The organism is Aliikangiella coralliicola, assembly GCF_007004725.1.
GTDB classification, from domain to species: domain Bacteria; phylum Pseudomonadota; class Gammaproteobacteria; order Enterobacterales; family Kangiellaceae; genus Aliikangiella; species Aliikangiella coralliicola.
On the sequence record NZ_ML660171.1, the window covers coordinates 1 to 23,969 of the forward strand.

22 protein-coding genes and 1 rRNA gene are annotated in these 23,969 nt (G+C 39.8%); 11 read left to right on the forward strand and 12 right to left on the reverse strand.

The window, feature by feature from the left end; genetic code table 11:
• Positions 1 to 115, forward strand: a 5S ribosomal RNA gene (rrf, locus tag FLL46_RS23545).
• A 288-nt stretch (positions 116 to 403) separates the two neighbouring features.
• Here rrf and FLL46_RS23550 read toward each other — a convergent pair.
• Positions 404 to 766: a hypothetical protein gene (locus FLL46_RS23550; protein ID WP_142934349.1), complete on the reverse strand. Its 363-nt coding sequence runs from the start codon at positions 764 to 766 to the stop codon at positions 404 to 406.
• A gap of 139 nt (positions 767 to 905) precedes the next feature.
• Between FLL46_RS23550 and FLL46_RS23555 the strand changes: the two genes are divergently transcribed.
• From FLL46_RS23555 to FLL46_RS23565, 3 genes are read left to right on the forward strand one after another with little or no spacing between them, the layout of a single operon-like run.
• The gene (locus tag FLL46_RS23555; protein WP_246119392.1) at positions 906 to 1,214 is read left to right on the forward strand and encodes a GIY-YIG nuclease family protein; all 309 of its coding nucleotides are present in this window, start codon (positions 906 to 908) and stop codon (positions 1,212 to 1,214) included.
• Complete coding sequence (locus tag FLL46_RS23560; RefSeq protein ID WP_142934353.1) at positions 1,211 to 1,957, forward strand: PepSY domain-containing protein; 747 nt, start codon at positions 1,211 to 1,213, stop codon at positions 1,955 to 1,957. The genes FLL46_RS23555 and FLL46_RS23560 overlap by 4 nt, the downstream gene beginning before the upstream one ends.
• Positions 1,930 to 2,466, forward strand: a complete 537-nt coding sequence (locus FLL46_RS23565; RefSeq protein WP_142934355.1) for a SprT-like domain-containing protein — start codon at positions 1,930 to 1,932, stop codon at positions 2,464 to 2,466. The genes FLL46_RS23560 and FLL46_RS23565 overlap by 28 nt, the downstream gene beginning before the upstream one ends.
• 158 nt (positions 2,467 to 2,624) lie before the next feature.
• Here FLL46_RS23565 and FLL46_RS23570 read toward each other — a convergent pair whose 3' ends face one another.
• On the reverse strand, positions 2,625 to 2,936 hold the full coding sequence (locus FLL46_RS23570; RefSeq protein WP_142934357.1) for a LysR family transcriptional regulator: 312 nt from the start codon (positions 2,934 to 2,936) through the stop codon (positions 2,625 to 2,627).
• Positions 2,937 to 3,612: 676 nt separating this feature from the next.
• Here FLL46_RS23570 and FLL46_RS23575 point away from each other — a divergent pair.
• The 3 genes from FLL46_RS23575 to lysA are packed head-to-tail and all read left to right on the forward strand — an operon-like array spanning position 3,613 to position 7,083.
• Positions 3,613 to 4,620 (forward strand): aspartate-semialdehyde dehydrogenase, encoded by a 1,008-nt coding sequence (locus tag FLL46_RS23575; RefSeq protein WP_142934358.1) that lies wholly within the window; start codon positions 3,613 to 3,615, stop codon positions 4,618 to 4,620.
• Positions 4,621 to 4,624: 4 nt separating this feature from the next.
• Entirely contained in the window at positions 4,625 to 5,935 is a 1,311-nt protein-coding gene (locus FLL46_RS23580; RefSeq protein WP_142934360.1) for an aspartate kinase, read from the forward strand.
• A complete protein-coding gene (gene lysA, locus FLL46_RS23585; protein WP_142934362.1) occupies positions 5,935 to 7,083 on the forward strand; it encodes a diaminopimelate decarboxylase in 1,149 nt (382 codons plus the stop codon). Before FLL46_RS23580 ends, lysA begins: the two co-directional genes overlap by 1 nt.
• A gap of 76 nt (positions 7,084 to 7,159) precedes the next feature.
• On the opposite strand, the gene FLL46_RS23590 is transcribed toward lysA, so the two are convergent.
• The 3 genes from FLL46_RS23590 to hutC form a co-directional block, all read right to left on the reverse strand.
• Complete coding sequence (locus FLL46_RS23590; RefSeq protein WP_142934364.1) at positions 7,160 to 9,160, reverse strand: urocanate hydratase; 2,001 nt, start codon at positions 9,158 to 9,160, stop codon at positions 7,160 to 7,162.
• A gap of 13 nt (positions 9,161 to 9,173) precedes the next feature.
• Complete coding sequence (hutH, locus tag FLL46_RS23595) at positions 9,174 to 10,667, reverse strand: histidine ammonia-lyase (protein WP_142934366.1); 1,494 nt, start codon at positions 10,665 to 10,667, stop codon at positions 9,174 to 9,176.
• Between the two features lie 105 nt (positions 10,668 to 10,772).
• Positions 10,773 to 11,483 carry a histidine utilization transcriptional repressor HutC gene (gene hutC / locus FLL46_RS23600; protein WP_142934367.1) on the reverse strand — a complete coding sequence of 237 codons (711 nt, stop codon included), beginning with the start codon at positions 11,481 to 11,483 and terminating at the stop codon, positions 10,773 to 10,775.
• Between the two features lie 224 nt (positions 11,484 to 11,707).
• On the opposite strand from hutC, the gene hutG reads away from it, so the two are divergent.
• From hutG to FLL46_RS23615, 3 genes are read left to right on the forward strand one after another with little or no spacing between them, the layout of a single operon-like run.
• Entirely contained in the window at positions 11,708 to 12,508 is an 801-nt protein-coding gene (gene hutG, locus FLL46_RS23605) for an N-formylglutamate deformylase (protein WP_142934369.1), read from the forward strand.
• A gap of 10 nt (positions 12,509 to 12,518) precedes the next feature.
• Complete coding sequence (locus tag FLL46_RS23610; RefSeq protein ID WP_142934370.1) at positions 12,519 to 13,757, forward strand: cyclic di-GMP phosphodiesterase; 1,239 nt, start codon at positions 12,519 to 12,521, stop codon at positions 13,755 to 13,757.
• 39 nt (positions 13,758 to 13,796) lie between these two features.
• The gene (locus tag FLL46_RS23615; protein ID WP_142934372.1) at positions 13,797 to 14,300 is read left to right on the forward strand and encodes a hypothetical protein; all 504 of its coding nucleotides are present in this window, start codon (positions 13,797 to 13,799) and stop codon (positions 14,298 to 14,300) included.
• Positions 14,301 to 14,415: 115 nt separating this feature from the next.
• Here the strand turns inward: FLL46_RS23615 and FLL46_RS23620 are convergent, their stop codons facing one another.
• A complete protein-coding gene (locus FLL46_RS23620) occupies positions 14,416 to 16,161 on the reverse strand; it encodes a dipeptidyl-peptidase 3 family protein (RefSeq protein WP_246119393.1) in 1,746 nt (581 codons plus the stop codon).
• 143 nt (positions 16,162 to 16,304) lie between these two features.
• Here FLL46_RS23620 and FLL46_RS23625 point away from each other — a divergent pair, with 143 nt between their 5' ends.
• A complete protein-coding gene (locus tag FLL46_RS23625) occupies positions 16,305 to 17,462 on the forward strand; it encodes a choice-of-anchor H family protein (protein ID WP_142934374.1) in 1,158 nt (385 codons plus the stop codon).
• 118 nt (positions 17,463 to 17,580) lie between these two features.
• Here the strand turns inward: FLL46_RS23625 and zapD are convergent, their stop codons facing one another.
• The 6 genes from zapD to FLL46_RS23655 form a co-directional block, all read right to left on the reverse strand.
• Positions 17,581 to 18,384, reverse strand: coding sequence for a cell division protein ZapD (gene zapD / locus FLL46_RS23630; protein ID WP_142934376.1), 804 nt, complete (start codon positions 18,382 to 18,384; stop codon positions 17,581 to 17,583).
• A 30-nt stretch (positions 18,385 to 18,414) separates the two neighbouring features.
• Positions 18,415 to 19,047 carry a dephospho-CoA kinase gene (gene coaE / locus FLL46_RS23635; RefSeq protein ID WP_142934378.1) on the reverse strand — a complete coding sequence of 211 codons (633 nt, stop codon included), beginning with the start codon at positions 19,045 to 19,047 and terminating at the stop codon, positions 18,415 to 18,417.
• 48 nt (positions 19,048 to 19,095) lie between these two features.
• Positions 19,096 to 19,392, reverse strand: coding sequence for a hypothetical protein (locus FLL46_RS23640; RefSeq protein ID WP_142934380.1), 297 nt, complete (start codon positions 19,390 to 19,392; stop codon positions 19,096 to 19,098).
• 11 nt (positions 19,393 to 19,403) lie between these two features.
• On the reverse strand, positions 19,404 to 21,605 hold the full coding sequence (asnB, locus tag FLL46_RS23645) for an asparagine synthase (glutamine-hydrolyzing) (RefSeq protein WP_142934382.1): 2,202 nt from the start codon (positions 21,603 to 21,605) through the stop codon (positions 19,404 to 19,406).
• Between the two features lie 108 nt (positions 21,606 to 21,713).
• Positions 21,714 to 22,637 carry a prepilin peptidase gene (locus tag FLL46_RS23650; protein WP_281282003.1) on the reverse strand — a complete coding sequence of 308 codons (924 nt, stop codon included), beginning with the start codon at positions 22,635 to 22,637 and terminating at the stop codon, positions 21,714 to 21,716.
• A gap of 43 nt (positions 22,638 to 22,680) precedes the next feature.
• Positions 22,681 to 23,955 carry a type II secretion system F family protein gene (locus FLL46_RS23655; protein WP_142934384.1) on the reverse strand — a complete coding sequence of 425 codons (1,275 nt, stop codon included), beginning with the start codon at positions 23,953 to 23,955 and terminating at the stop codon, positions 22,681 to 22,683.
• Positions 23,956 to 23,969 lie beyond the last annotated feature (14 nt).

Genomic DNA, 23,969 nt, shown 5'->3' on the forward strand with positions numbered 1-23,969 from the left:
CTGGTGACATTAGCAAACGGGAACCACCTGAATCCATCTCGAACTCAGAAGTGAAAACGTTTAGCGCCGATGATAGTGTGGGGCTTCCCCATGTGAAAGTAGGTCAACGCCAGGCATTTAATTAAGAGAAAAGCTCACCTTATGGTGGGCTTTTTTATTGCTGGTAGGAAAAAGCGCGTGATTGATTAAGAGTTGTCGCTGTGTGTGAATGGCTTAGGACTATGGGTCTGCAAGTGATGGGTTATTTGTACCAATTATTTTGCTGCTAAAGAGCAGTGAAAGAAAGCCAACTGAATTTGTTTCGTACTGACCTGAGTTTGAAAATCAGACTTCTGAAATGATTGTTAGAATAGTCATTAAAAAACTGCCCTAAAAGGGCAGTAACAGATTTGAAATTGCTTATCTATGGCATTTGAATTTTTGAGCTAGGTGATTGCCCAGGAACAACAATTTTAGAAGCTTGCTCACGTTGATATTCTTGTATTTCTTTCATAGTTTGTTCCATACTTTCTTTTGCTGCCTCTCCGAACATAGTAAAAGCAGAAGCTAAACTATCCGCTTTCAATTCGAAGTTAAGGGGAAGTGGGCCCGCTGCAGTCATGACCTGAGTTTGGCCAAAGTAACTTACCTCTCTAGACGCATCAATGTCACCGTCGGTTGTAACCGGCGTTAAAACTCTGACGCTTCCAACTTTTTGATCTGTATAGACTTCTTCTCTAACAAGTGAACTGCTATCGATATTAATATCTGGTAATTCTTGATTCATCTAAAAAATACTCGGTTAGTTTATTCATAGGTGATTATAAATCGATGTGGAAGCAAATTCTATCGGATTACTTGTGGATAGAAGGTTTTGTATGTAAAAATGCGTCAGCTATTTTAGGCAGGTAAGAGAATATAGATTGGTGTCAACAACTTGGTATGTTTATATAATTCAATCGTCAGATGAGCGATTATATACAGGCATAACAACTGATATTCAGAGACGTTGGAGTGAGCATTTGAACTCAAAGAAAGGTGCTAAGTTTTTTAGGGGAAGAAAGCCAAAAGCACTATTATTCATATTTCAAGCTGAAAACCGCTCGGAAGCTTCAACAGTTGAAGCAAAAATTAAGAGAATGAAAAAAGCAGATAAGATAAACATGATAAACTCTCCAGCCAATGAGATTTCTATCGTCCAAAACATACTCCCAGTAGAATTACTAGAAAAATGAATAACAAAATTCTTGTTCGAAAAATACATCGATATATTGCTCTAATTGTTGGACTCCAGCTATTTTTCTGGTCAATTGGCGGACTATATTTTAGTTTAATTCCAATACAGGAAATCCATGGCAATCACCTTCGAACACCTGCTGGAGAGTTTGATTGGAAATCAGGCTTTTCGGCCATGTCCTTGGAGGAATTAAGAACACTGCTTATAAGTAATCGGATAGAGATAAGTAAAACTACAAGCGTTCAATTAGTACCGTTAGACGGCGAGTTATTTTATAAAGTAAGATTGATTGATCAAAATGTCATATGGGTTAATGCAAAAGATAAATTTATTCTAGAAAAAATGTCAAAAGGAGAAGCTCTAAAACGAGCAAAAAGCGCAACACAAAACGCCGGTGAACCTATATCAATCAACTGGATTACTTCTGTTGAGCAGGATAGTGAATATCGAGGGAAGCCTTTACCGGTTTACCGAGTTGTTTTTGATGGTGAAGATAACCTACATTTATATCTTGATGGTTATAGTGGAAAAGTCATTAGTTTAAGAACTACAAAGTGGCGAATATTTGATTTTATGTGGATGCTGCATGTGATGGATTATGAAACTCGGGACAATTTTAACCATATTTTATTACAAGTTTTCGCATTTTTAGCCGTGATAACATCACTGTCAGGTATTGTTCTCTGGATTGTGAGTCATAGGAGTCGTAAAAGTTGGAGAAGACGAGTTTTGACAAGCTAGCGAGTGATATTCATAAGCGATTAACAGATGAGTATTCATTTTTGTCGGAATGGACTGTCAATTTTGATAATGCGAAAAGACGGGCAGGCATTTGTAGAGCCGACAAAAAAGAAATTAGTATTAGCTTATGCCATATCAATAATAATGCACAAGATGTGGTGTTAGATACATTATTGCATGAGTTTGCCCATGCAATAGCTCACGAATTATATGGAGAAATAGGGCATGGGGCTAAGTGGAAAAGTGTTGCGTTAAAATTAGGTGCAACTCCAAAAGCGACGGGAAAGTTTTCGATGCCTGCAGCGCCATGGAAATTAGTTACCTATTGCAAAGAAAGCAAAACTGTCGATGTTGTAGCTTCAAGATATCGAAAAAACAAAAATATTAAGTATTATTACGTTAAAGGAAAGCCAAACACCCAGGGAGAGCTTTATTATTTATGCACCAAACAATTAGAAAAGTTTGAAACGGGAATGATAGGTTTTGCGCAGTTGAATTTTATTCAGTAGTGGGAGATTTTTAAGTTCTGGTTTAAGAGCACGCGAATATTCTGCTAATGGATAGCATTGATATTCGAGATTTACCATTTGGCTAGCGAGCTTGAGTTTTAGAAACTTTAACTTGGCTAGTTCAGTGGTAAATCTCTGATCTTATCACTTACCATAAGTTACGCTGCCACTGAAAAAGACTGAATGGGTAAAGGCCGTCGCTCAGGGTTCATTTCATTTGAGAATTCTTTTATCTCATTGATTTGAGCCATAATGGACTGCGCTTTTTCCAATATTGTTTTTCCTTCCTCAGTTACACCAACTAGATTTTTACCATTACGAGCAAAAATTTTAATCCCCAACTCATCTTCAAGTAATCTTAGTTGCTTGCTTACGCCAGGTTGAGAGGTATAAAGCTTTTCAGACGCTTGAGTTATATTTAAATCACTTTCAGCGATTGCGAGTATGAACCTAAGTTGTTGAAGTTTCATTTTGTGTTTCCTTATTTATTAATAAAATTAAATAGTTAAAGTCAAAAAAAAACGCCACTTAGTGATTACTGAGTGGCGTTTCTTGATTCTTTTCTTGGTTAAAGCATTAGAACACCACTCCGACTCTATGTTTTTTTGTAAAGAGCATGTGCTTGAACATAGAGACTAACCACGCACATGCGATAATAATCACAGGCTTAATAAAGCTTGTGACTGTAGGCATGTTAATGTTGGTATATTGGTTAGTATTCATTGTTTTCTAATATTGAGTAATCTTTTTATAAATTTAGTTATTTAAGTGTTTATTTATTAACGCTTTTCTCAATGCGCTTTTAAAATACTTTAACAAAGTTTCAATCCATTTTAGTCGAACTTATTGAAACCAAAACTGTTTTCTTGAGGTTAATGCCTCCGCTTGGTTGATTTTATAACATTCTTATTAGAAAGCCGTCAAGACGGCTAAAATAACATTTGGTTATATTGTGAGCAAAATATAACAAAAAATTATGCGTCGGGCGCAGTTAATTATTATATGCTTGCGCCCAAAATTGCTATACAGTCGATGATATTGGTTGAGTGCCAAATCGGGTAACACAAACATTTTCTTCACGCTATACTCATTCAGAAAAAGCGGAAAGTGAATTTTTATTATGAAAAATCAAAAGGTTAACCAGATATGAAAAGTTACAATGTAGCTATCGTCGGTGCCAGTGGTGCTGTCGGACAAGAGCTTATTAGAGTTCTCAGTTTAAGAAATTTTCCGGTAAAAAAATTAACGCTGTTAGCCTCAAAACGATCTGCTGGTAAGACCATTGATTCTGAATTCGGATCGCTAACTATTGAAGAGTTTTCTGAAGATAGTTTCACCGGAAAAGACTTTGTTTTTTTTGCAACGAGTGGAGAGCATAGTAAAAAATATGCACCACTTGCGGCCGAAGCTGGTGCCGTGGTTATTGATAATAGTAGCGCTTTCAGATTGGATGATAATGTGCCGCTAGTCGTACCAGAAGTGAATCCAGAAGCGGCGAAAAATCATAATGGCATTATTGCTAACCCGAACTGTTCAACCATTCAGATGGTTGTCGCGTTAAATCCAATCCATCGCTTTTCAAAAATTAAACGTGTTGTCGTATCAACCTACCAGGCTGTCTCGGGAGCCGGTCAGGATGCCGTTAGGGAGCTTAACGAGCAGCTGAGAGCTGTGCTTGCAGGAGAGTCTGCTGCTGTTGAGAATTTCACTAAGCAAATCGCTTTTAACGTTATCCCTCATATCGATGTATTTCAGGAAAATGGATATACCAAAGAAGAAATGAAAATGGTGAATGAAACCTGGAAAATTATGGGGGATGCCAATATTCGAATTGCTGCAAACTGTGTGAGAGTACCGGTTATACGTGCGCATTCTGAAGCAATAAATATCGAAACTGAAGAGTTTGTTGGAGTCGAAAAAGCAAGAGAATTGCTTGCAAGTTCCGAAGGCATTAATGTTGTCGATCAAAGAGAAGACGGTGGTTACCCAACTCCTGTTGAGGTAAGTGAAACCATGGAAACAAATGTGGGAAGAATTAGAGAAGATATCTCATGTGAAAATGGTCTGGCGTTTTGGGTTGTAGCGGATCAGCTCTGGAAGGGTGCGGCTTTAAATGCTGTACAAATTGCTGAACTGCTTATTAATAATGAGTAAACCGATGAAAGTTCTAAAATTTGGCGGTACATCTTTGGGCGATGCCCAAAGAATGCGAAATGTTGCAGACATTGTGTGCCAACAGGGAAAAGTTCTGGTGGTTTTGTCGGCTGTTGCCGGTACGACAGATTCGTTAGTGAGAGTTGTAGACGCGGTTAAACATGGCGAGCTAGCTAAGGCGAGAAACATAGTTGAAGTCTTACAAAATCACTATCAACGCTACATTGATAATCTATATCGTCTTGAAACCAGTAAGTCTGAAGCTAGAGACTTTGTTGAAGCGCAACTTGCGGATATTTCTGACGTCGCCCAACAAAGATATGTACCTGCTTTAGAGTTTCATATTTTGGCGAAAGGTGAATTGATTTCAACTGAGTTATTCAGCTTATTATTAAGAGAACAAGAGAAGTCTGCGTCGTTGCTTTCTGCTCTCGACTTTTTACGCCTAAATCAAGATAGTGCACCCGATGAAGATTATCTGTCGGAGCAACTTAGTGCACAAATTTCGAATCATAGTAATACTGATATTTTTGTGACTCAAGGATTTATCTGTCGCAATGCTTTTGGCGAAATATGCAACTTAAAACGTGGCGGGAGTGACTATTCTGCATCATTGTTTGCGGCGGCGATCGATAGTGAAGAAGTGCAAATCTGGACCGATATTGATGGAATGCACAATAACGATCCGAGGTACGTTGACGGAACCAAGCCTATCCGAGAATTATCTTTTGATGAAGCTGCGGAGCTGGCGTATTTCGGCGCCAAAATCCTACACCCAAGCAGTATTAAACCAACTCGTAAAAAGAACATACCGGTCAAGCTATTAAACACGCTTGAACCATCAGCTTCAGGTACAGTTATTTCAACCAAGAGCGCGCAAGCGAGAATCAAAGCTGTTGCTGCGAAAGACGGTATTACTGCGATAAAAATTCGTTCCAGTGAAATGCTTCAAGCGCCTGGTTTTTTGCGTAAAGTATTTGAAGTTTTCGAGTTGTATCATACGTCTATCGACATGATTACCACTTCTGAGGTTGCAGTATCTGTGACTATTGATGACACATCATATTTGGAATCAATCGTTAAAACGCTGACCGAATTTGGACAGGTCGAAGTAGATAAAAACTTATCCATTGTTTGTGTTGTTGGCGAGTTTCTGGTTGAAAGCAGTGGTATTGCATCACAGGTCATTCGCTCACTGGAAGATATTCCTATTCGAATGATTTCTTATGGTGGAAGTTCCCATAATATTTCTCTTTTGGTTTCAGAAGAACATAAAGTTAATGCGTTAAACGCGTTACATCAGAGGTTGTTTTAATGTTCCGTACGTCAATTATCAGCGAATTTAAAAATCGCGAGACACCGTTTTATTATTATGATTTAGCTTTGTTAAATGACTCGTTAAACCAGGTGAAAGGGTTAGCGGAAAAGTATGACTTTGAAATTCATTATGCGATAAAAGCAAATAGTAACGAACGAATACTCGCCGAAATTCTTAAGGCAGGTTTCGGCGCCGACTGTGTTAGTGGCAACGAAGTCAAACGCGCAATTGAATGTGGCTTTGCTCCTGAGACAGTGTTGTTTGCCGGTGTTGGTAAAACGGATAAAGAAATTCGTTATGCATTAGAACAAAACATTAAGGCGTTTAATTGCGAATCGATACAAGAAATGGAAGTGATCAATGAGCTTGCCCAAGAAGTTTCTCAAACCGCTGAAATTTCATTACGTATTAATCCCAATGTTGATGCCAAAACTCATAAATATATTACAACCGGTTTAGATGAAAATAAGTTTGGAATTAATCAGACTGATTTGCCGACCGTTATTGAAACACTTAATGGGCTGAGCAATATTAAGCTCACTGGTTTGCATTTTCATATCGGTTCTCAAATTATGGATATGAACGTTTTTAAAGGTTTATGTCTACGCGTTAATGAAATTGAAAGCTGGTTCAGTGATCGTGGTATCGAAATTGAGCACCTTAATCTTGGTGGAGGCTTGGGGGTTAATTATCTTGAGCCTGATGCTGAGCCAATCGCTGACTTCGAAACATATTTCGCAATTTTCGCCGAGTTTTTGCGAAGAAAAACTAATCAAAAAGTACATTTTGAATTAGGTCGTTCCATCGTCGCTCAGTGTGGTAGTTTGATTAGCCGAGTGGTGTTTATTAAAAATGGATTAAACACCAATTTTGCAGTTGTCGATGCCGGAATGACTGAGTTAATGCGACCGGCACTTTATCAAAGTTATCATCATATTAATAACCTGACTAGCAACGGCGAGCCGACATCTTACGACGTTGTTGGACCCATTTGTGAATCCACTGACTGTTTCGGTAAAGCAATCAAACTTCCAGAAACTAAACGCGGAGATTTGATTGCTATTCGTAGCGCCGGTGCTTACGGCGAAGTGATGATGTCTCGTTATAATTTGCGTGATCAAAACGAAGCTTTTTATAGCGAATAAATTTGAGTGGTTTATGTATGAAATAGAAAAAAGGGCCACAAGGCCCTTTTTTAATTTTTCAATTTGAAATACCAAACTACAGTGATAGTTCATTTAATATATCATCGTCAACCAGGTTGGCCAAAGTAACCTTGAGTTTAGGTGTTCTTTCCATTTCGCGTTTGATAGCAAAATTTGCTTCTTCATTTCGGGCCCAGCTACGTCTCGCAATACCGTTATTTACGTCGAATAACAACATAGATTTAAGGCGGCGTTCTGCGTCTTGTGTACCGTCAAGCAACATGCCAAAACCGCCATTTGTTACTTCACCCCAGCCAACACCACCGCCATTGTGAATAGACACCCAGGTTGCACCGCGGAAACTGTCGCCTATGACATTGTGGATTGCCATATCAGCGGTAAAGCGACTGCCATCATAAATATTTGAAGTTTCGCGGAATGGCGAGTCTGTGCCACTGACGTCATGGTGATCACGACCTAATACAACCGGCCCAATTTCGCCTTGATTAATCGCATCATTAAAGGCTTTAGCGATTTCCATTCTACCTTGCGCGTCAGCGTAAAGAATTCGAGCTTGCGAGCCAACCACCAATTTATTTTGTTTGGCGTCATTGATCCAGGTAATGTTGTCCTGCATTTGTTGCTGAATTTCTTGCGGTGATTCTTGCATAATCTTGTTGAGAACTTTCGCAGCAATGGCATCGGTTTTATCCAGGTCTTCAGGGTTTCCAGAAGCACATACCCAACGGAACGGCCCAAAACCATAGTCGAAACACATAGGTCCAAGAATATCCTGAACATATGACGGATATTTAAAGTCAACGCCGTTTTCTGCCATAACATCGCCACCCGCACGTGAAGCTTCTAGCAAGAAAGCATTGCCGTAGTCGAAAAAGTAAGTGCCTCTAGCGGTATGATTATTAACAGCATCGGCATGACGTTTGAGTGTTTCCTGCACTTTGACTTTGAACACTTCCGGCTCTTCTCGGATCAATCGATTCGATTCTTCATAACTAATATCTACCGGATAGTAGCCGCCTGACCAGGGATTATGTAAAGACGTTTGATCCGAGCCCAGGTGAACAAAAACTTCTTTTTCATAAAATGTTTCCCATACGTCCACCACGTTGCCTATGAAAGCAATCGACACCACTTCTTCATTCGCTTGCGCTTTTTTGACTCGTGCTATGAGCAGATCCATGTCATCAATTAATTCGTCAACCCAACCTTGCTGATGACGTTTAGTCGCGGCCTTAGGATTAACTTCAGCACAAACCGTAATACAGTTGGCGATGTTGCCTGCTTTAGGTTGGGCACCACTCATGCCTCCTAAGCCTGCGGTTAAGAATATTTTTCCTTTAGGGCTTTCATCTTTATTTAACACTTTACGAAATGCGTTCATCACAGTAATTGTTGTGCCGTGAACAATCCCTTGAGGGCCAATATACATGAACGACCCTGCGGTCATTTGCCCGTATTGAGTGACACCCAAAGCGTTAAACTTCTCCCAGTCGTCTGGTTTTGAATAGTTAGGGATCATCATGCCGTTGGTGACAACTACACGAGGAGCGTCTGTTGAAGATGGGAAGAGCCCCATTGGGTGACCTGAATAGATATGCAGCGTTTGATCACTTTCCATTTCACTCAAATACTGCATAGTTAACAGGTATTGCGCCCAGTTTTGGAATACTGCGCCATTACCACCATAGGTAATTAGCTCTTCTGGATGCTGAGCGACAGCAGGATCCAGGTTATTGTCGATCATTAACATGATGGCTGCAGCTTGTTCACATTTGGCAGGATAATCAGAAACTGAGCGTGCTTTTAATTCATAACTTGGCTTGAATCGATACATATAAATGCGACCGAAATCTTTCAGTTCTTGAGCAAACTCTTGTGCTAATTCCTGATGCCATTGTTTAGGGAAATAACGTAATGCATTTCTTACCGCTAACTGTTTTTCTTCTGCAGAAAGAATATCCTTTCGTTTAGGGGCACGATTTGCGTCTGCGGGGTAGGGCTTGGCTTCGGGCAATACGCTTGGGATACCTTGTATGATTTGTTCTTTGAAATTCATCGTTTTGCCTCTCTTAATTAACTTTAAATGCTTGTGATTTAACTAAATCAACCATGGCATCAATGTCGGGTTTTAACAGGCGATCTTCTTCCAGCTTGGCCACTTTGCTTCTGATCAAACTGAAGTTGTCTTCAATAATGTCAGAGCAAGTATTTGGACGTCTAAATTCTATGGCCTGAGCTGCGTACATTAATTCAATAGCGAGTATCTTTTCTAAATTACCTAAGATTTGATTCAATTTTCTACCGGATATGCTACCCATAGAAACGTGATCTTCCTGACCCATCGAAGTCGGTACGCTATCAGCTGATGGAGGGAAACACAGTGATTTGTTTTCTGTTACTAATGCTGCGGTAGCATACTGAGGTATCATCATACCTGAGTTTAAACCGCCCGAAGTGGTAAGCAGTCTGGGCAGGCCATGTAATCCTTCTAACATCAAATAACAACGACGGTCAGAAATATTACCTAGCTCGGCTGCAGCAATCGACGCATAGTCCAATACCATTGCCAAAGGTTGGCCGTGAAAACTCCCCCCTGAAATCGCTTCTTCGCTGCTGATTACAATTGGATTGTCTGTGACTGAGTTCATTTCAATTTCTGACAATTCTAATAAATGGGTATAGGCGTTACGGGAGGCACCATGTACCTGCGGGATACACCTTAATGAATAGGGATCTTGTACTCGGTCGCAATCTGTGTGGGCGCTCATATTTTGCGAGTTTTCGAAGAAAGACCACATGCGTTTAGCTACTTCGACGTTGCCGGTAAAAGGGCGAGTCGCATGCAATTCTTCTCTAAATGGCTGTTTACTGCCTTGCATGCCTTCAATGCTCATGGCGCCCGCGACATCGGCGAGGTTTAGCAGGTAACGCATTTTGGTAAGAGCTGTAATCGCATGCGCCAGAATAAACTGGGTGCCGTTGATTAGTGCCAAACCTTCCTTAGCGTGCAACTCCATAGGCTTCAAACCATGTTCTTCTAAGACCTGTGCCGCTGGCACTCGATTTTCGTCTTGCCAGAATTCACCTTCTCCAAGAAGTGGTAAAAACAAGTGAGAAAGCGGTGCCAAATCACCCGACGCTCCTACTGAACCTTGCTCAGGCACTACAGGAATCAGGTCCAGGTTGATAAAAGCTAACATTCTTTCGACTACTTCCAGACGGATGCCTGAGAAACCTTGGCTTAACGCGTGAACTTTGGTTATCAACATTAATTTTGAAATGGCTTTATTAATAGGCTCACCCACACCGACAGCGTGTGTGATAAGTAAGTTCTTTTGAAGTAAGTGGGTTTCTTGCGGTGAAATTTGGGTGTCACAAAGCGGGCCAAACCCAGTATTGATGCCGTAAACGGCTTCATCAGAGTTAGCCATAATTTCGACATTCTGTCGGCTTGCATTGATTTTATCCAACGCTAGCTGACAAAGCTCAGTCTTGATACTGCCGTCTGCAATGCCGTTGACAATATCAAGATTCAGATGATCAACACCATATCTAAACGTCATTTTGCTTTCCTCACTCTTAATTTCTTACTACGTAGTTAATCTATGTTCAAATTGAGTCTTAATAGAGCAGACACCAACTCGTCTTAAATTTAATTTGTTTTAATTTTAGGTGGTCTTAAATTTGGTTCCCAGACGATAACGATTGCCGGGGTGATACAGTTTGGCGTAACTGACTAACTTGCCGTTACACCAGGTCTTTCGTTCTAACAGTAAAATAGCTTCACTTTCTTCAACTTCCAGCAAATTTCGCGTTTTCTTATCACCAATAATAGCCTCGACCTTGTGTTCTGCCTCGGTTACTGGGGCAATAGAAGTGAGGTACTCACTCGGGGTCATTTCAGTAAAGTCTTGATTGGAGTATTCCGGTGCGATTTCCAGGTTAACCCAGCGGAGTTCAAGTTGAATCGGGAGTTGCTCTTGAAAGTGTAATAATTGCGAATGAGCACAGGGTTGCTGGTCGCCAAGCTGTAGCTCTCTGATGATATTTTGAGAGGCAATCTCATTTGCACAATGAATAAGCTCAGCATGGTGATTGAAGCCTTGCTCTTTTATTTCAGCAGCAATACTACGAATTTGCAGTAATGAAGATTGCTGCTTTTCTTCCGCCACGAAACTGCCTTTACCTTTTATCCGAACCAGGGTCCCTTCGATGTATAGTTCTTGTAGTGCTCTTCGTGCTGTCATTCGACTGACATCGCATAAATCGACTAATTCGTTTTCTGAGGGGACTCTTTCGCCTGCAATCCAGCTACCCTGACTAATGCCGTCGAGAATATAGTTTTTTACCTGACTGTAGCGACTTTCGGCTTTTTTCATAGGAAACTTATCGTCCTCAAAGAAGCGCTTTTTCAGCACAATTCGATATTTAGGTTAATTATGCGTTTTTTTAGTTGTATATACAAGTTAAGTTTTGGTTAAAATAAGGTAAAATGTTCAAAGCGCCTGAATGAAATTGAATAAGCGTGCGTTTTTTCGCTAAAGCGAACCGCATTATTAGATTAGGCTGTCCGTCAATAGACTGTTAAATAAGAGAGAAACGAATGTCGAAAACCTATGAGTTTTGTAAAGGGAGCTTACCGATCCTGGTATCAATGCCGCATAACGGTACTTTGATCCCGGATAAAATTGCGAAAAATATGACGACTTCTGCACTTGAGGTTGTTGATACCGACTGGTTTATGGACCGGATCTACGGTTTCGCCCAAGATATGGGTTGCTCTTTGCTCAAACCGCTATTTTCTCGTTACGTGATTGACCTAAATCGTCCACAAGATAATAAGTCGTTGTACCCAGGCGCAGACACCACTGAACTTTGTCCAACGACTCAGTTCGATCGGCAACCAATTTACCTTGAAGGTCGACAACCATCTGAGAATGAGATAAAAAGTAGAGTGGATGAGTTCTGGAAACCTTATCATTTGAAGCTTAAAGAAGAATTAGATGAAATGGTTAATCAATTTGGTTATGCGCTGCTATTTGAAGCGCATTCAATTAAGTCTGTCGTGCCGCGCTTTTTTGAAGGCCAACTACCGGATTTTAATTTTGGAAATTTTGATCAGAAAAGTAGCTCTAAGGATTTCACTAAACTTGTCGATGATTGGCAACCCGAGGGATATAGCAAAGTTTTTAACGCCCGCTTTAAAGGTGGGTACATTACCAGGCATTACGGCAAACCAGAAAATGGTATTGATAGTTTGCAATTGGAGTTGTCTCAAGCGACTTATCTTAATGAAGATAAATTAAACTATGATGAAGAAAAAGCTGCTTTAGTGGTTGTGCAAATTAAGAGTTTTTTCGAGCAATTGAAGAAACATACCCTCAAACAGATTAAAAGGCGCTAAACTAAGTAATATGCAACACCTAAAGCGAGTAAAAGTATTTAGCGAGAACCTGCAGCCGGGCATGTTTGTGTCGGAGCTGGATCGCGACTGGAGCGAAACCACTTTCCTATTGCAAGGGTTTACCATCGAGGGCCCGGCAGATGTGGATGAAGTTAAACGCCAGTGTAAGTTTGTTTATGTTGACTTTCGCAGCGAAGAGCAATTTAAGAATTATAAATTGGAGACGACAGCATCGACGACCTATAAACAACAATTACAGAGTTCTATGGCTGGCGGTAACTATAACTTACGCCAAAAATTAAAACCTGCACTCTCTCGAACTCGAAAAACCAGTCGCCTGATGAAAGGGGTGATGGATAAAATAATGCTCGGCGAAGATTTTGATCTGCATGCTGTACGTGACTCTGTTAAAGAAAACGTCAAAGCTGTACTACAGAACAATGAAGCTATGCTGATGATGACGATGTTGAAAAGTAAAAATGAAGACGTCGCTGAGCATTGTCTAAATGTCAGTATATTATCGATTGGTTTTGCACAGTCGTTAGGATATTCAGAGGCCCAACTTGAAGATATTGGTATGGCGGCATTGCTGCATGATGTTGGGCAAATGAAGGTTGACCAAAGAATTCTGAAGAAAAAAGGTAAGCTTAATCAAAATGAGCGCGCAGAGATTGGCAAGCACCCTAAATTCGGTTTTGACATTCTTTCAGCAAAAAATGATCTCACACCCTCCTGTATTGATGTTGTTATGTCTCACCATGAAAGACTGGGCGGCCAGGGATATCCCCGTGGGTTGAAGGATGAGCAGATATCTCAGAATGTCAGGTTGATCAGTATCGTTGATGTATTTGACTCGCTAACCAGCCACCAAACCTATCGCAAAGGAATGTCGGTAATGGATGCCTATAAAGTACTCATGGCTGGTAAAAACAGCCACTTCGACGAGCAGCTAATACTCAAGTTTATTAAGTGGCGTAGCATTTTTCCACCAGGTTCGATTGTCGAAATGGAAAATGGTGAAGTCGGGATTGTAATTAGTGCCAATAGCGAACACAAATTAAAGCCTAGAGTTCTTCTCGTTCTAGACGAGTATAAGCAACCGCGTAAAGAAAGACTCATCAATATGGCAAAAATGGACTTGGACCCAGAATCAAAACCTTATAAGATCATCAAAGCATATGAGAATATGGCTTTTGGAGTCGATCTTCAGGAATATGCCGAGAAAGGGTTAAAAGTCAAATTGCCATAGGTCAACCTTTTCAACTTCTAAATTATCCAGGGTAAATCAATGAATAGTCTATTAGAGCAGATGATCGCTCAGCTGTCGGATGAAGATAAAGTAATATTTAATAATTTGTCAGAACGTCTAAATGAAATTAATGGTGATATTAGCCAACTTTCGGCTGATGAGTTAGAGCTGATTAAACAGATGGAAGCCAAGTATGGTAACAAAATTAATCAGGTGCATGAACAACAGTCAGCAGCTGATAATCCACAAGATTTAATTGATACGCCATTTGGAAATTACGTACGGCAAGTTTTAGCTCGAGATTTAGCCAATGAATTTCCGCAGGAAGCAGCAGCTGTGGCATTTGCATTTGAAAATAAATGGCTGCCGGTTGATTGTCAGGAAGAGAATTTAATTGCCGACATTTATGATCGATATAAAGATGATATTCACATTGCAAACCAGTGGCGTGATGAAATGCTTAGTGTCGACAGTGATAGAAAAATGGCGGTGGGGCTTGCGTGGTTTATGGTTATTTATCAATTGCACCAACGTCTTCAGTGAAATATTTGTATTGTGTGAATCACTACAAATGAACTGTGGTGCCGGTTATTAAACTTCAAAAAAAACAGCGAGATAACTCGCTGTTTTTTTTGAGGGAATAAAATTTTAGTTAAGGTTATTCGCCAACGCCTAACACCGATTTACCTTGCTTGAATACAATATCGACAGGAATATTGGCCTCTTCCAATCGACCCAAATCTTTAGCCAGTTGACTGCCAATAACGCCGCTTTCGTTTAATAGCTCAACTGCCCCTTGATAGTTTCCATCGCCTTGCAATGTCAGAATATGACGTGACAACTCATTCATGGCAACTGTCATAGCGTCAAAGTTTACTCGGTAAAGCCCTGTTTTTTCGTTTCGTGAAAAGGCGCCAAGCTTCTTAAAGAAATTAAATCGAACCATGTTAGCCTTACCGTGTGCGCTGGAAGCGCCGAAGCGAACGCTTCGGAATATGCCGGCGAGAAAGGTGACGTAGTTGTCCATTAACTTACCTTCATCGATATCGCCAGACTCAAATAGCTTGGATACCATATAAAGCCCTAGAATGTCTGCTTTGCCTTCTTCGAGAGCCGATGCTGTTTCTTTAAGGCTATTGCGCACCGTTCCTTTTCCATCCAGCGTGTTCTTAATGCCGAGTCCGTGAGCAACTTCATGAAACATTGTATTGGCGAAAAACGCGTCAAAAGTAATAAATTGACGTTGGTCTTCAGCAATCAGTTCACCAGCAATAGGAATTAGAATATGGTCAAACTTTGCTTTCATCGCATTTTTTAGTTGGAGTCTGCGAGTACCTTTTGCTAGTTGAACCTGCTCATCATTTGGTAAGTTGATGGCGATAGTTTTTGAACCCGCATTACTATGACCTGCGTAGTAAACAACGTCATAGGCGTTGAGGTCTGAATCTGTACCTGGAGTCTCTTGCTTGTACTGTTGCGGAACCGGAAGTCCTTTCTGCAGTTCGGGTAAAAATGCTGCGTATTTGGCCAGCTTTTCACTCCAGCTCTGATCTTTAATCAATACGTAAGACTCATAAGCGGTTCGATAACCCAGTAAAAGATCTTCATAGGTTTCAATTGGACCAATCACTACGTCAATAGGGTTGGTTTTCATATCCATCCAGGCAAAATCACTTTTTTGGAAATCATCGGTAAGCAGGGCGTCGGCTCTTAACTTAAGGTAATTCTTAAATTCTGAATTATCTGCCAGGTTAGAAGCGTCTCTCAGCAGGCTAGCTGCTTTAGTGAGCTCTTCCTTAAATTCCTGATGGTAGGGCACAGAATAAAGCGCGCCGTCAGCATTACGTTTGATTATTGAATATAGTCCTTTCTCCTCTGCGAGCTTCGAAGCCGATAACTCTTCCTTTGTCATATCCTTTGGATAAAATGTCGCACCAAGTGGTTTTTCACCGAACGACTTGATAAATGGTTTATCGCCATCAAGTCTGTCCCATGGTCCATAATTGATGTCTGCGAAGCGGCGAGTGGCTTTGTCACTAATACTGTCGAGTAACGCTTGTTTATCGCCGTAAGCCTGTTTCCAGAAAAGCTCATCCATAATCGTGGAGGCATCTATGAGTAGGGCAATCATTTTCTTTTGATTTGCGCTCAAATGAGATAAATCGCTGTTGAGCTCAACTTCTTTATAGATCCCAAATCGTGGATTAGTTGGCTTAGGTTTGGAAACTGGAGCTTCCAGTTTTTTTTGCTCTGCGGGCTTATTTTCTACTTGTGCTTCTTTTTTATTTGAGGTTGGTTCTTGACCACAGCTGGCAACAAGCATGGTTAACAGTAAACCAGCGATTAACCTGAGGTTTTTCGTAACAGGTTTTACTGTGCCGAGTTTCGTCTCATATGACTTCATTATCCCTCCAAGAAATATTATTCAGTAGTTTTTTTAGTTTTTGAATATTAACACTTTTAATCACCAAATTCTTAAAAATGATTCAGGATTTATTCATGTACAAAGGTATTTAATAGGGGCATCACTTAAGAAAATTGGAGTTTATGATGAAAAAGCTTTGGTTAACCGTTGCATGTGCTTTGAGCTTTAGCGCTTTAGCAAGTGGCGCAGATACTAAATTGAAAAAGGAATCGTTTTTAAGTTCTGTTGTTACTCACACAAAACAATCGCCTCAGGTAACTAAACAGGTTAGTTCAGGTGATGTTAAGGTTAGTCGTCGACAGCAAGCAAAAAAAGTTCGCAATAAAAGTCAGTTAGAAAAAGTGAAGGGTCAAAAAAAATATAGACCCGAATCACCATCGACTGCAGAGCGCTTTCATTATTTTGATATCTATGATTCCTGGGTAACATTAAATTATGACAAAGATGGAGATGGTTATTTCAGTGAGTTCACCGTTAATTTCGACGCTAATTTTTCTGGCGGTTACGCTGATGTTTTTGCAGATATATACCTGAGTCTTGAAGGCGGTTCCTGGGTACATATTGTGACGACAGATGCGTTTACTATTTATGGTTCTGACGATGACGATTATTACCGGGTTACTACTTTACTTAATAGAGACTTTCCTACCGGCGAATATGATATTTTAATCGATCTTTATGAAGTTGGTTTTTCTGGAATTGTTGCAACGGCAGGTCCCAATGAAGATGGTGATTTATTTAGTTTACCACTTGAAGATTCTGAGCACGAGCTAAATAGCGATGCGACTTTAATTACCTATGTAGCGTCGGAATTATCGACAGATTTTGATGCTGACGGATTTTATACACGCTTAACACTTGAGTATGATATCGATACGTTAGACTCTGGAAGAATGGTTTACGCTGAGATTGATTTGACCAATTCAACTTCATTGCATCGTCGCACAGTATCAACTGTAGATTTTCAATTAGGTAATCAAACTGAGTTTATCGATTTAGTTTTTGAAGGTGGCTATGTCGCCGGTTGGTATGATATCGAAATACGATTGATTGATGTTTATACTGGGCAGGTTTTAGCAAATGCGGCGCAAGATTTTAGCTCACTTACACAATTGCCAATCGAGTCTGATGATTATGATGATCACTATGATAATCCGAATTCTTCACAAGGGCCTGTGAGCGGTGGATCTTCAGTTGTTGTTCATGAATCAGGTGGCGGTAGTTTTGGATTTGTTCTTCTGGGGCTTGGATTGCTGGCTGTGAGAAGGCGACAGAACTAGTTCTTATTGTGGGTTAGTTTTAACAAGATGATCAAAAGCCGCATTATGCGGCTTTTCTTTTTATAGGATTAGATTTGCGTGCTACTTCATAAAGCTATTATTTTGATAATATTAAACCTTAATAACAGCATGCTAATTCAAAGCCGATTTCTTTTTGAACGGGAACTTTTCGATGTTGTTGATTAAAGCGCATAAAGTGAATGTTACTTCTGTGTTTCCCGCAACTAAACTCGGGAAATAAATTGTCGCTTTGATCAAGTTTCAGTCGTAGCAACTGAACTGGTTGTTCATTCGTTTCAATCAGAAAGCTACCAAGCGGGGCGACTTTTGAATGCCAGTGACCGCTGTCTCTCATAATTCTCAAAATCACTTCAATACTGGTTTTAACACCTCGAATATCTTCAAGCCAACCGTTTAGCTGGTTCTGCCTAATGTCGTGAGGTTGGCTCAAAAATAAAAAAAGATCGGGACAATCAAAAGTGCAAGTGCCACCTGGAATACTGGCTCTATGCTTAACCGTTTCAATAAACGGCTCTTTACGTAATTTGTCGCCGAACTTTCCCTGGTATTTAATGACCCATTGGTAGAGTTGTGTCACTTGCTTCAAAAAATTATCAAGTTTTGCGACATCAACTTCAGGACTTTTTCTGAGTGTTTCGAACATTGTGGAAAGGCGAGTTAGCTCTTTGATTAGTTCAGAGCGCGTATCACCGCGTTCCAAAATTTCCAGTATTTCAAAAAACAGCTTTAATGCATGTAAATGATTATCACTGTGTACTGCAAGTCGATTTCTTTCGAACTGTGTGAATAAAGATTCCAGCCGAAGAAAACCACGGATGTTTTCCTTTAGTGGATACTCAAATAACAATTTTTCCTTCTGTTGAGGACTAGAAGAGGTTGGTTGATTGGCCGCCTTATTCACTGGTGCTCCATGCTATGTTAGCGTTTTACTTTAGTTTGCATTCTGAGATAGTTGTAAATATTGATTATGGATGAGGTTGACTTGTTGTTCAAGTTCTTCAATTGCTCCATTATTGTCGATCACATCGTCAGATTGCGCAATTTTTTGTTCTCGAGTTGATTGATTGGCAATAATTGCCTTGGCATCTAAAGTTGACAACTTCTCTCTTTTGCAAAGGCGTTCTATTTGTTTTTCTGGATCGATATCGACGACTAAAACGCGATCGACTACTTTGGCTAAATGAGGCGGAATATTTCCCGATTTGTCGACCAGCAAAGGGATATCCAGAATTACATAAGGTGATTTGGCTTTGATTAGCTGATTGTTAATCTCAGCTGAAACTTTCGGGTGAGTAAATTCGTTAAGCCATTTTAAATCTTCTGGAGAGTTAAACACGACTTTTCCTAGCGCTTTTCGATTAAGTTGCCCGTCGTTATGAAATATATCCTCTCCAAACTTTTCTAGTAACGTTTTAAGTAATGGAGAACCTGATTTGAACAAGTCTCGGGCGATTTTGTCAGCATCAATTATTGGAATTGATTTTTTGGCGAATAAATCGCTTACCGAAGATTTCCCTGAAGCAATTCCGCCAGTCAGGGCGACTCTTAATTGTTGCGAAGGCATAATCGAAAACTTATCATTGCAAAAGATACTATCAGTTTTGGGCAGTAGCTAGCGTAATAACGAGTTAATGACATAATGTGTCAGTTCAGAATTAAGTGAGTGTTTGTCCAGCTCTGTCTGAATATCTTTGAGAAGTTTGGCCTTTCCATACACACCTAAATTTTCTGTCTTTTTAAAGCGAATAACATCGGATTTTAATTTGCTCGTGAGAGCTTTAACTCTTTTCTCGCGTTTGGCATCGACAGAGCTTTCAATTTTTCTTTTTTCTACTTCGGTGAAGTGCGTTGCCACAATTTCGTGTGCAAATTGGGAGATTTTCTTTCTCTTTAAAAAGTCTTTAATCATCTAGTTCTCTTTTAGTTGTTCGCTAACTTTATCAAAAAACCACCTCGAACCAAGTTGTTAGCAATATTGACTATATCTTGCGGTGATACTTTGGCTTTTTCAGCCCAAAATTGTACATCTTTGGGGGTATCAACATATTTTCCCATAGCGTCGAGCAACATGACTACCCAGTCATGCGAGTCGGGAATTTGGACTCGGCTAATTTGTTGCCCTTCATTCATAAGAACTAGATCTGTTGCTCCCTCATTTTCTGTCAATGGATTTAATATTTCACATCTATCAGGAATGTTAATGATAGTATCTAATTGCCAGTCTGCATTTTCTTTATCAAGCGCTGAATTATTGAGTATTTCGGGTAGATCTTCCCAATTATTTACGTCGAATAAAGGAAAACCGGATGATAAAGAATGATCGTTCTTTTCAATAAATTCCTTGGGTTTCTTACAAAATCGGTCAAAAATGACTATCGACATTAATTCGATTAGTTTCCAGGCAGATTCTGCACTCTTAAGATTATTTTCTTGTGATGATGAATAAAGATATCTAAAGTTCTCTTCATTGACAGGAAGTGAGCTATCAGCAAAATAATCCCGACAGAAATCGTTAAAAACATTCTTACAAATAGTTTTTGCGACTAAGTTCAATGAGGATTGGTCGTCTGTCACAAAAAATGGCACTTTAGGATGTGTTTTCGGATAATTAGGGAGCTCACGTTCGAGGGTTTGTCTAATTAACTTTTTATTCCAAAAAAGTGACTCATGATACTGTTCTGGTAATTGAGCGAGAAACTCAACTATTCGGTGATCCAAATATGGGACTCTTGATTCAATTCCATAGAACGAACTTGTTCTGTCCTCGTGCCATAAATTAAAAAATTGTAGCTGAGAAACATATGCATTCATCTTATTATTATATGGGCTATAACCTTTGGTCTTTTGAGGTTTATCGAAAAACTCTTGGAGTCTTGATGGGACCGCTTCAGAAATACTCTCTCTGTTAATGAGTGATGGTATAACATCGTTTTCAATATACTCATTCCACGAACTCCAATCTGATCCCAAATAATTAGAATAACCGCCTGCAAATTCATCTGCCCCTTGACCTAACAGGATAACTTTAAGATCTGGAACTAGCTTCTTAGCTGCTTTATGGAGTTCAGACTTATAAAACCATTCTAAATCAAATCTTGGCGACTCGATCATGTAAATCATTTTTTCTAGTTCAGCAAGTCCAAAATTTTCAATGATGTTTTTCAGATCGAATAAAATCGGGTAGAACTTTAGGTTTAACGACTCTGCGACCGCTTTCGCGTTGTTGACGTCGCCTGATTCAAATGAGGCTTTTTCTACAACCGTGAAGCAATGAAGGTTAGATATTTGCTTTGCTGAAAGTGCGGCTAAAATTGAAGAGTCTATGCCACCACTGAGAAATAGTCCCACAGGGACATCAGACATTAACCGTTTAGACAATGAATCGTTGAGTAAATTGCAATATTCGTCAAGGACTTCGCTTTCTTCAACAGAGTTCTGTTTAGCTAAATACTGGCTGATATTCCAATACTGTTGAGTTTCTATTTTTTCATCTGCTGAATAAATAAGATATGACCCTGCTGGAAAGTGGTTGACCCCTTTGACATAAGATGAAACTTCTACTTTATCTTGTATGCCTACTTGCTCTAGATCAGACCAATCGATTTCTTTAGGACAATCAGGGTGAAGCAATAGCGCTTTTAGCTCTGAGCCGAAAAGTAACCCTTCTTGAGTGGTGACATAGTATAGTGGTTTTATTCCCAATCGATCTCTTGCTAAAACAAGTTGGTTTTTTGTTTTATCCCAAATCATAATAGAAAACATGCCGTTCAATAACTCAAAAGCCTCGACACCTTTTTCTTCGTAGAGGTGTAGCACTATTTCCGAGTCTGATTTAGAGCTGAAAGTATGTTGTTGTTCTAAGTTATTTCGGAGTTCAAGGTGGTTATATATTTCCCCATTTACCGCGACACAAATCGAATTTTCTTCGTTCCAAATTGGTTGGGCACCATCTTCTAGATCAATAATTGACAGTCTTCTAAATACAAAAGAAAGAAATTCATCTTGATAAATTGATTCGTCGTCAGGACCCCTGTATTTCAGGGCGTTACCCATTTCACTGAGCACATTTTTAGTACAACTATTTTGAAAATTAAAGCTAATGAATCCTGCAAATCCACACATGTTTTACTGTTCCTAAGTGCAATTTATGTATGCGTTGACAATTATTGATTGTACTATTAGTTTTTACTGCCAGAAATATTGAATTGTAAATGCTGATATCTTCGGTACTTATAAGCCGACTAAATCTAAATACTGTTTCATCAACATGTCACCCCATAAGAATGTAATCCATCCCGAGACAGCCAGATAAGGACCAAATGGAATCTTCGTCTGAGAATCTTTGTTCTGAACAAGCAAAATAATCCCGCCCAAAACGGCACCGACGCCTGCTGAAAGTACAACTACGAGTCCTAACTTTTGCCACCCCACCAACGCACCAATGACAGCTAAAAGTTTAAAATCACCATACCCCATGCCTTCTTTGCCAGTGATGAGTTTAAACAACCAATATATGCTCCAAAGTACCATATACCCTGCAGCAGCCCCGATTACAGCGTCTCCCAAAGGCACGTAAAGACTTTGAGTCGATGTTAGTAATGCGAGCCAAAGTAGTGGAATTGTCATTGAATCAGGTAATATTTGATGATCAATGTCTATCATACTCATTGAAATAAAATAAGCGGTAATTATCAGTGCGAAAAGGAGGGACCAACTGAAACCAAAATGCCACGAGCATAAGGCAAATGTTATTCCCGTCAACAATTCAATAAAAGGGTATCTGAGCGATATTTTACTAGAACAATTGCGACATGCTCCTTTTAAAAACAGGTAGCTAATAACCGGAATATTTTCAAGCGCGGTTATTTTGTGATCACATTTCGGACAGGTTGAGCGGGGTACGACTAAGTTAAACTTTTCAGGTTGCTTGTCGACAGCTTCCTTAGGAGGGGAGAGTGTGAAACCACGATCTTTTAGCACGTCTTTCGCCATCGATTCCCACTCGCGAAATAGCATAACAGGGTAGCGATAAATTACGACATTAAGAAAGCTACCTACGAGAAGACCGAAGACCATCGTCGTTATTGTTAGTGCGGCAGGATAGTACTCGAGAGTTTGAATAATTTGATTCATTTTATCGCTATGGCCGAACATTTAATATGTTCGGCTTGAATTTTTATTAATAAGAGAAAAGGAGCTATACAACAGCACCTAATTGGAATATTGGCAAGTACATAGCGATGATAAGTCCACCGACCAAAACACCTAATACGGCCATTATGAGGGGCTCAAGAAGTGCGCTAAGCCCATCAACAGCATCATCCACTTCTTGTTCATAAATATCTGCAATTTTTGAAAGCATTGCATCAATTGCACCGGATTCCTCACCGATGGCAACCATTTGAACTACCATATTCGGAAATATACCAGTAGATAACATTGATAAATTCATCTGCATACCGGTAGTAACATCATCACGAATTTTAATAATAGCATCTCTATATAATGCGTTTCCGGAAGCTCCGGCTGCTGAGTCTAGTGCTTCGACTAATGGTACACCAGCGGCAAAGGTTGTCGCTAAAGTTCGTGCAAACCTGGCCACTGCGGCTTTGTGTAAAATCACTCCAATAACTGGAAATTTAAGTAATGCTTTGTCTTGTCGATCTCTAACTTTTTTTGAACTCTGATAAACCCTTTTGTATATAGCAATAAATGCGACAATACCAATTAAGAACATCCACCAAAACTCTTGCATAAATTCTGATATGCCGATAACAAAGATAGTAAATGCAGGTAAGTCAGCTCCAAATCCTTTAAAGATATCTTGAAATTGTGGAACCACTTTAACTAATAGAATTGAGGTTACAATGACCGCAACAACGATTACCGCGATAGGGTAGCTTAAAGCTTTTTTGATTTTTGATTTTAGCGCTTCAGTTTTTTCTTTATAGGTAGCGATTCTATCAAGCATGCCTTCGAGAGAACCTGATTGCTCTCCAGCATCAACAAGATCACAAAATAAATCATCGAAATACTTAGGATTTTTACGCAAGGAATCGGCCATCGTATTACCCGATTCTATATCCGCTTTGACACTAAGTAATAATTCTTGAACGGAAGGTTTTTCGTGGCCACGCCCTATGATATCGAAAGATTGCACCAGTGGAACACCGGCTTTCATCATCGTTGCTATCTGACGAGAAAACATCGCTATATCTTTAGGCTCTACAGGTTTTCCTTTACTACCGCCAAATAGCGGGACAGATTTCTTGGTTACTTTTATAGGACTGATGCCTTGCTTGCGCAGTTGCGCTTTGACAATTGCAGGCGTTTCTCCCGTCATTTCACCTTTAACTCTTTGTCCTTTTTTGTCTGCACCTTCCCAAGCATAACTGTGTTGTTTCGGTGCTTTGGCAGCAGTTGATTTTCTCTTAACGGTTTTTCTGTCTTTTTTAAGTGCTTGAACAGCCATATTAGTAATCCTAA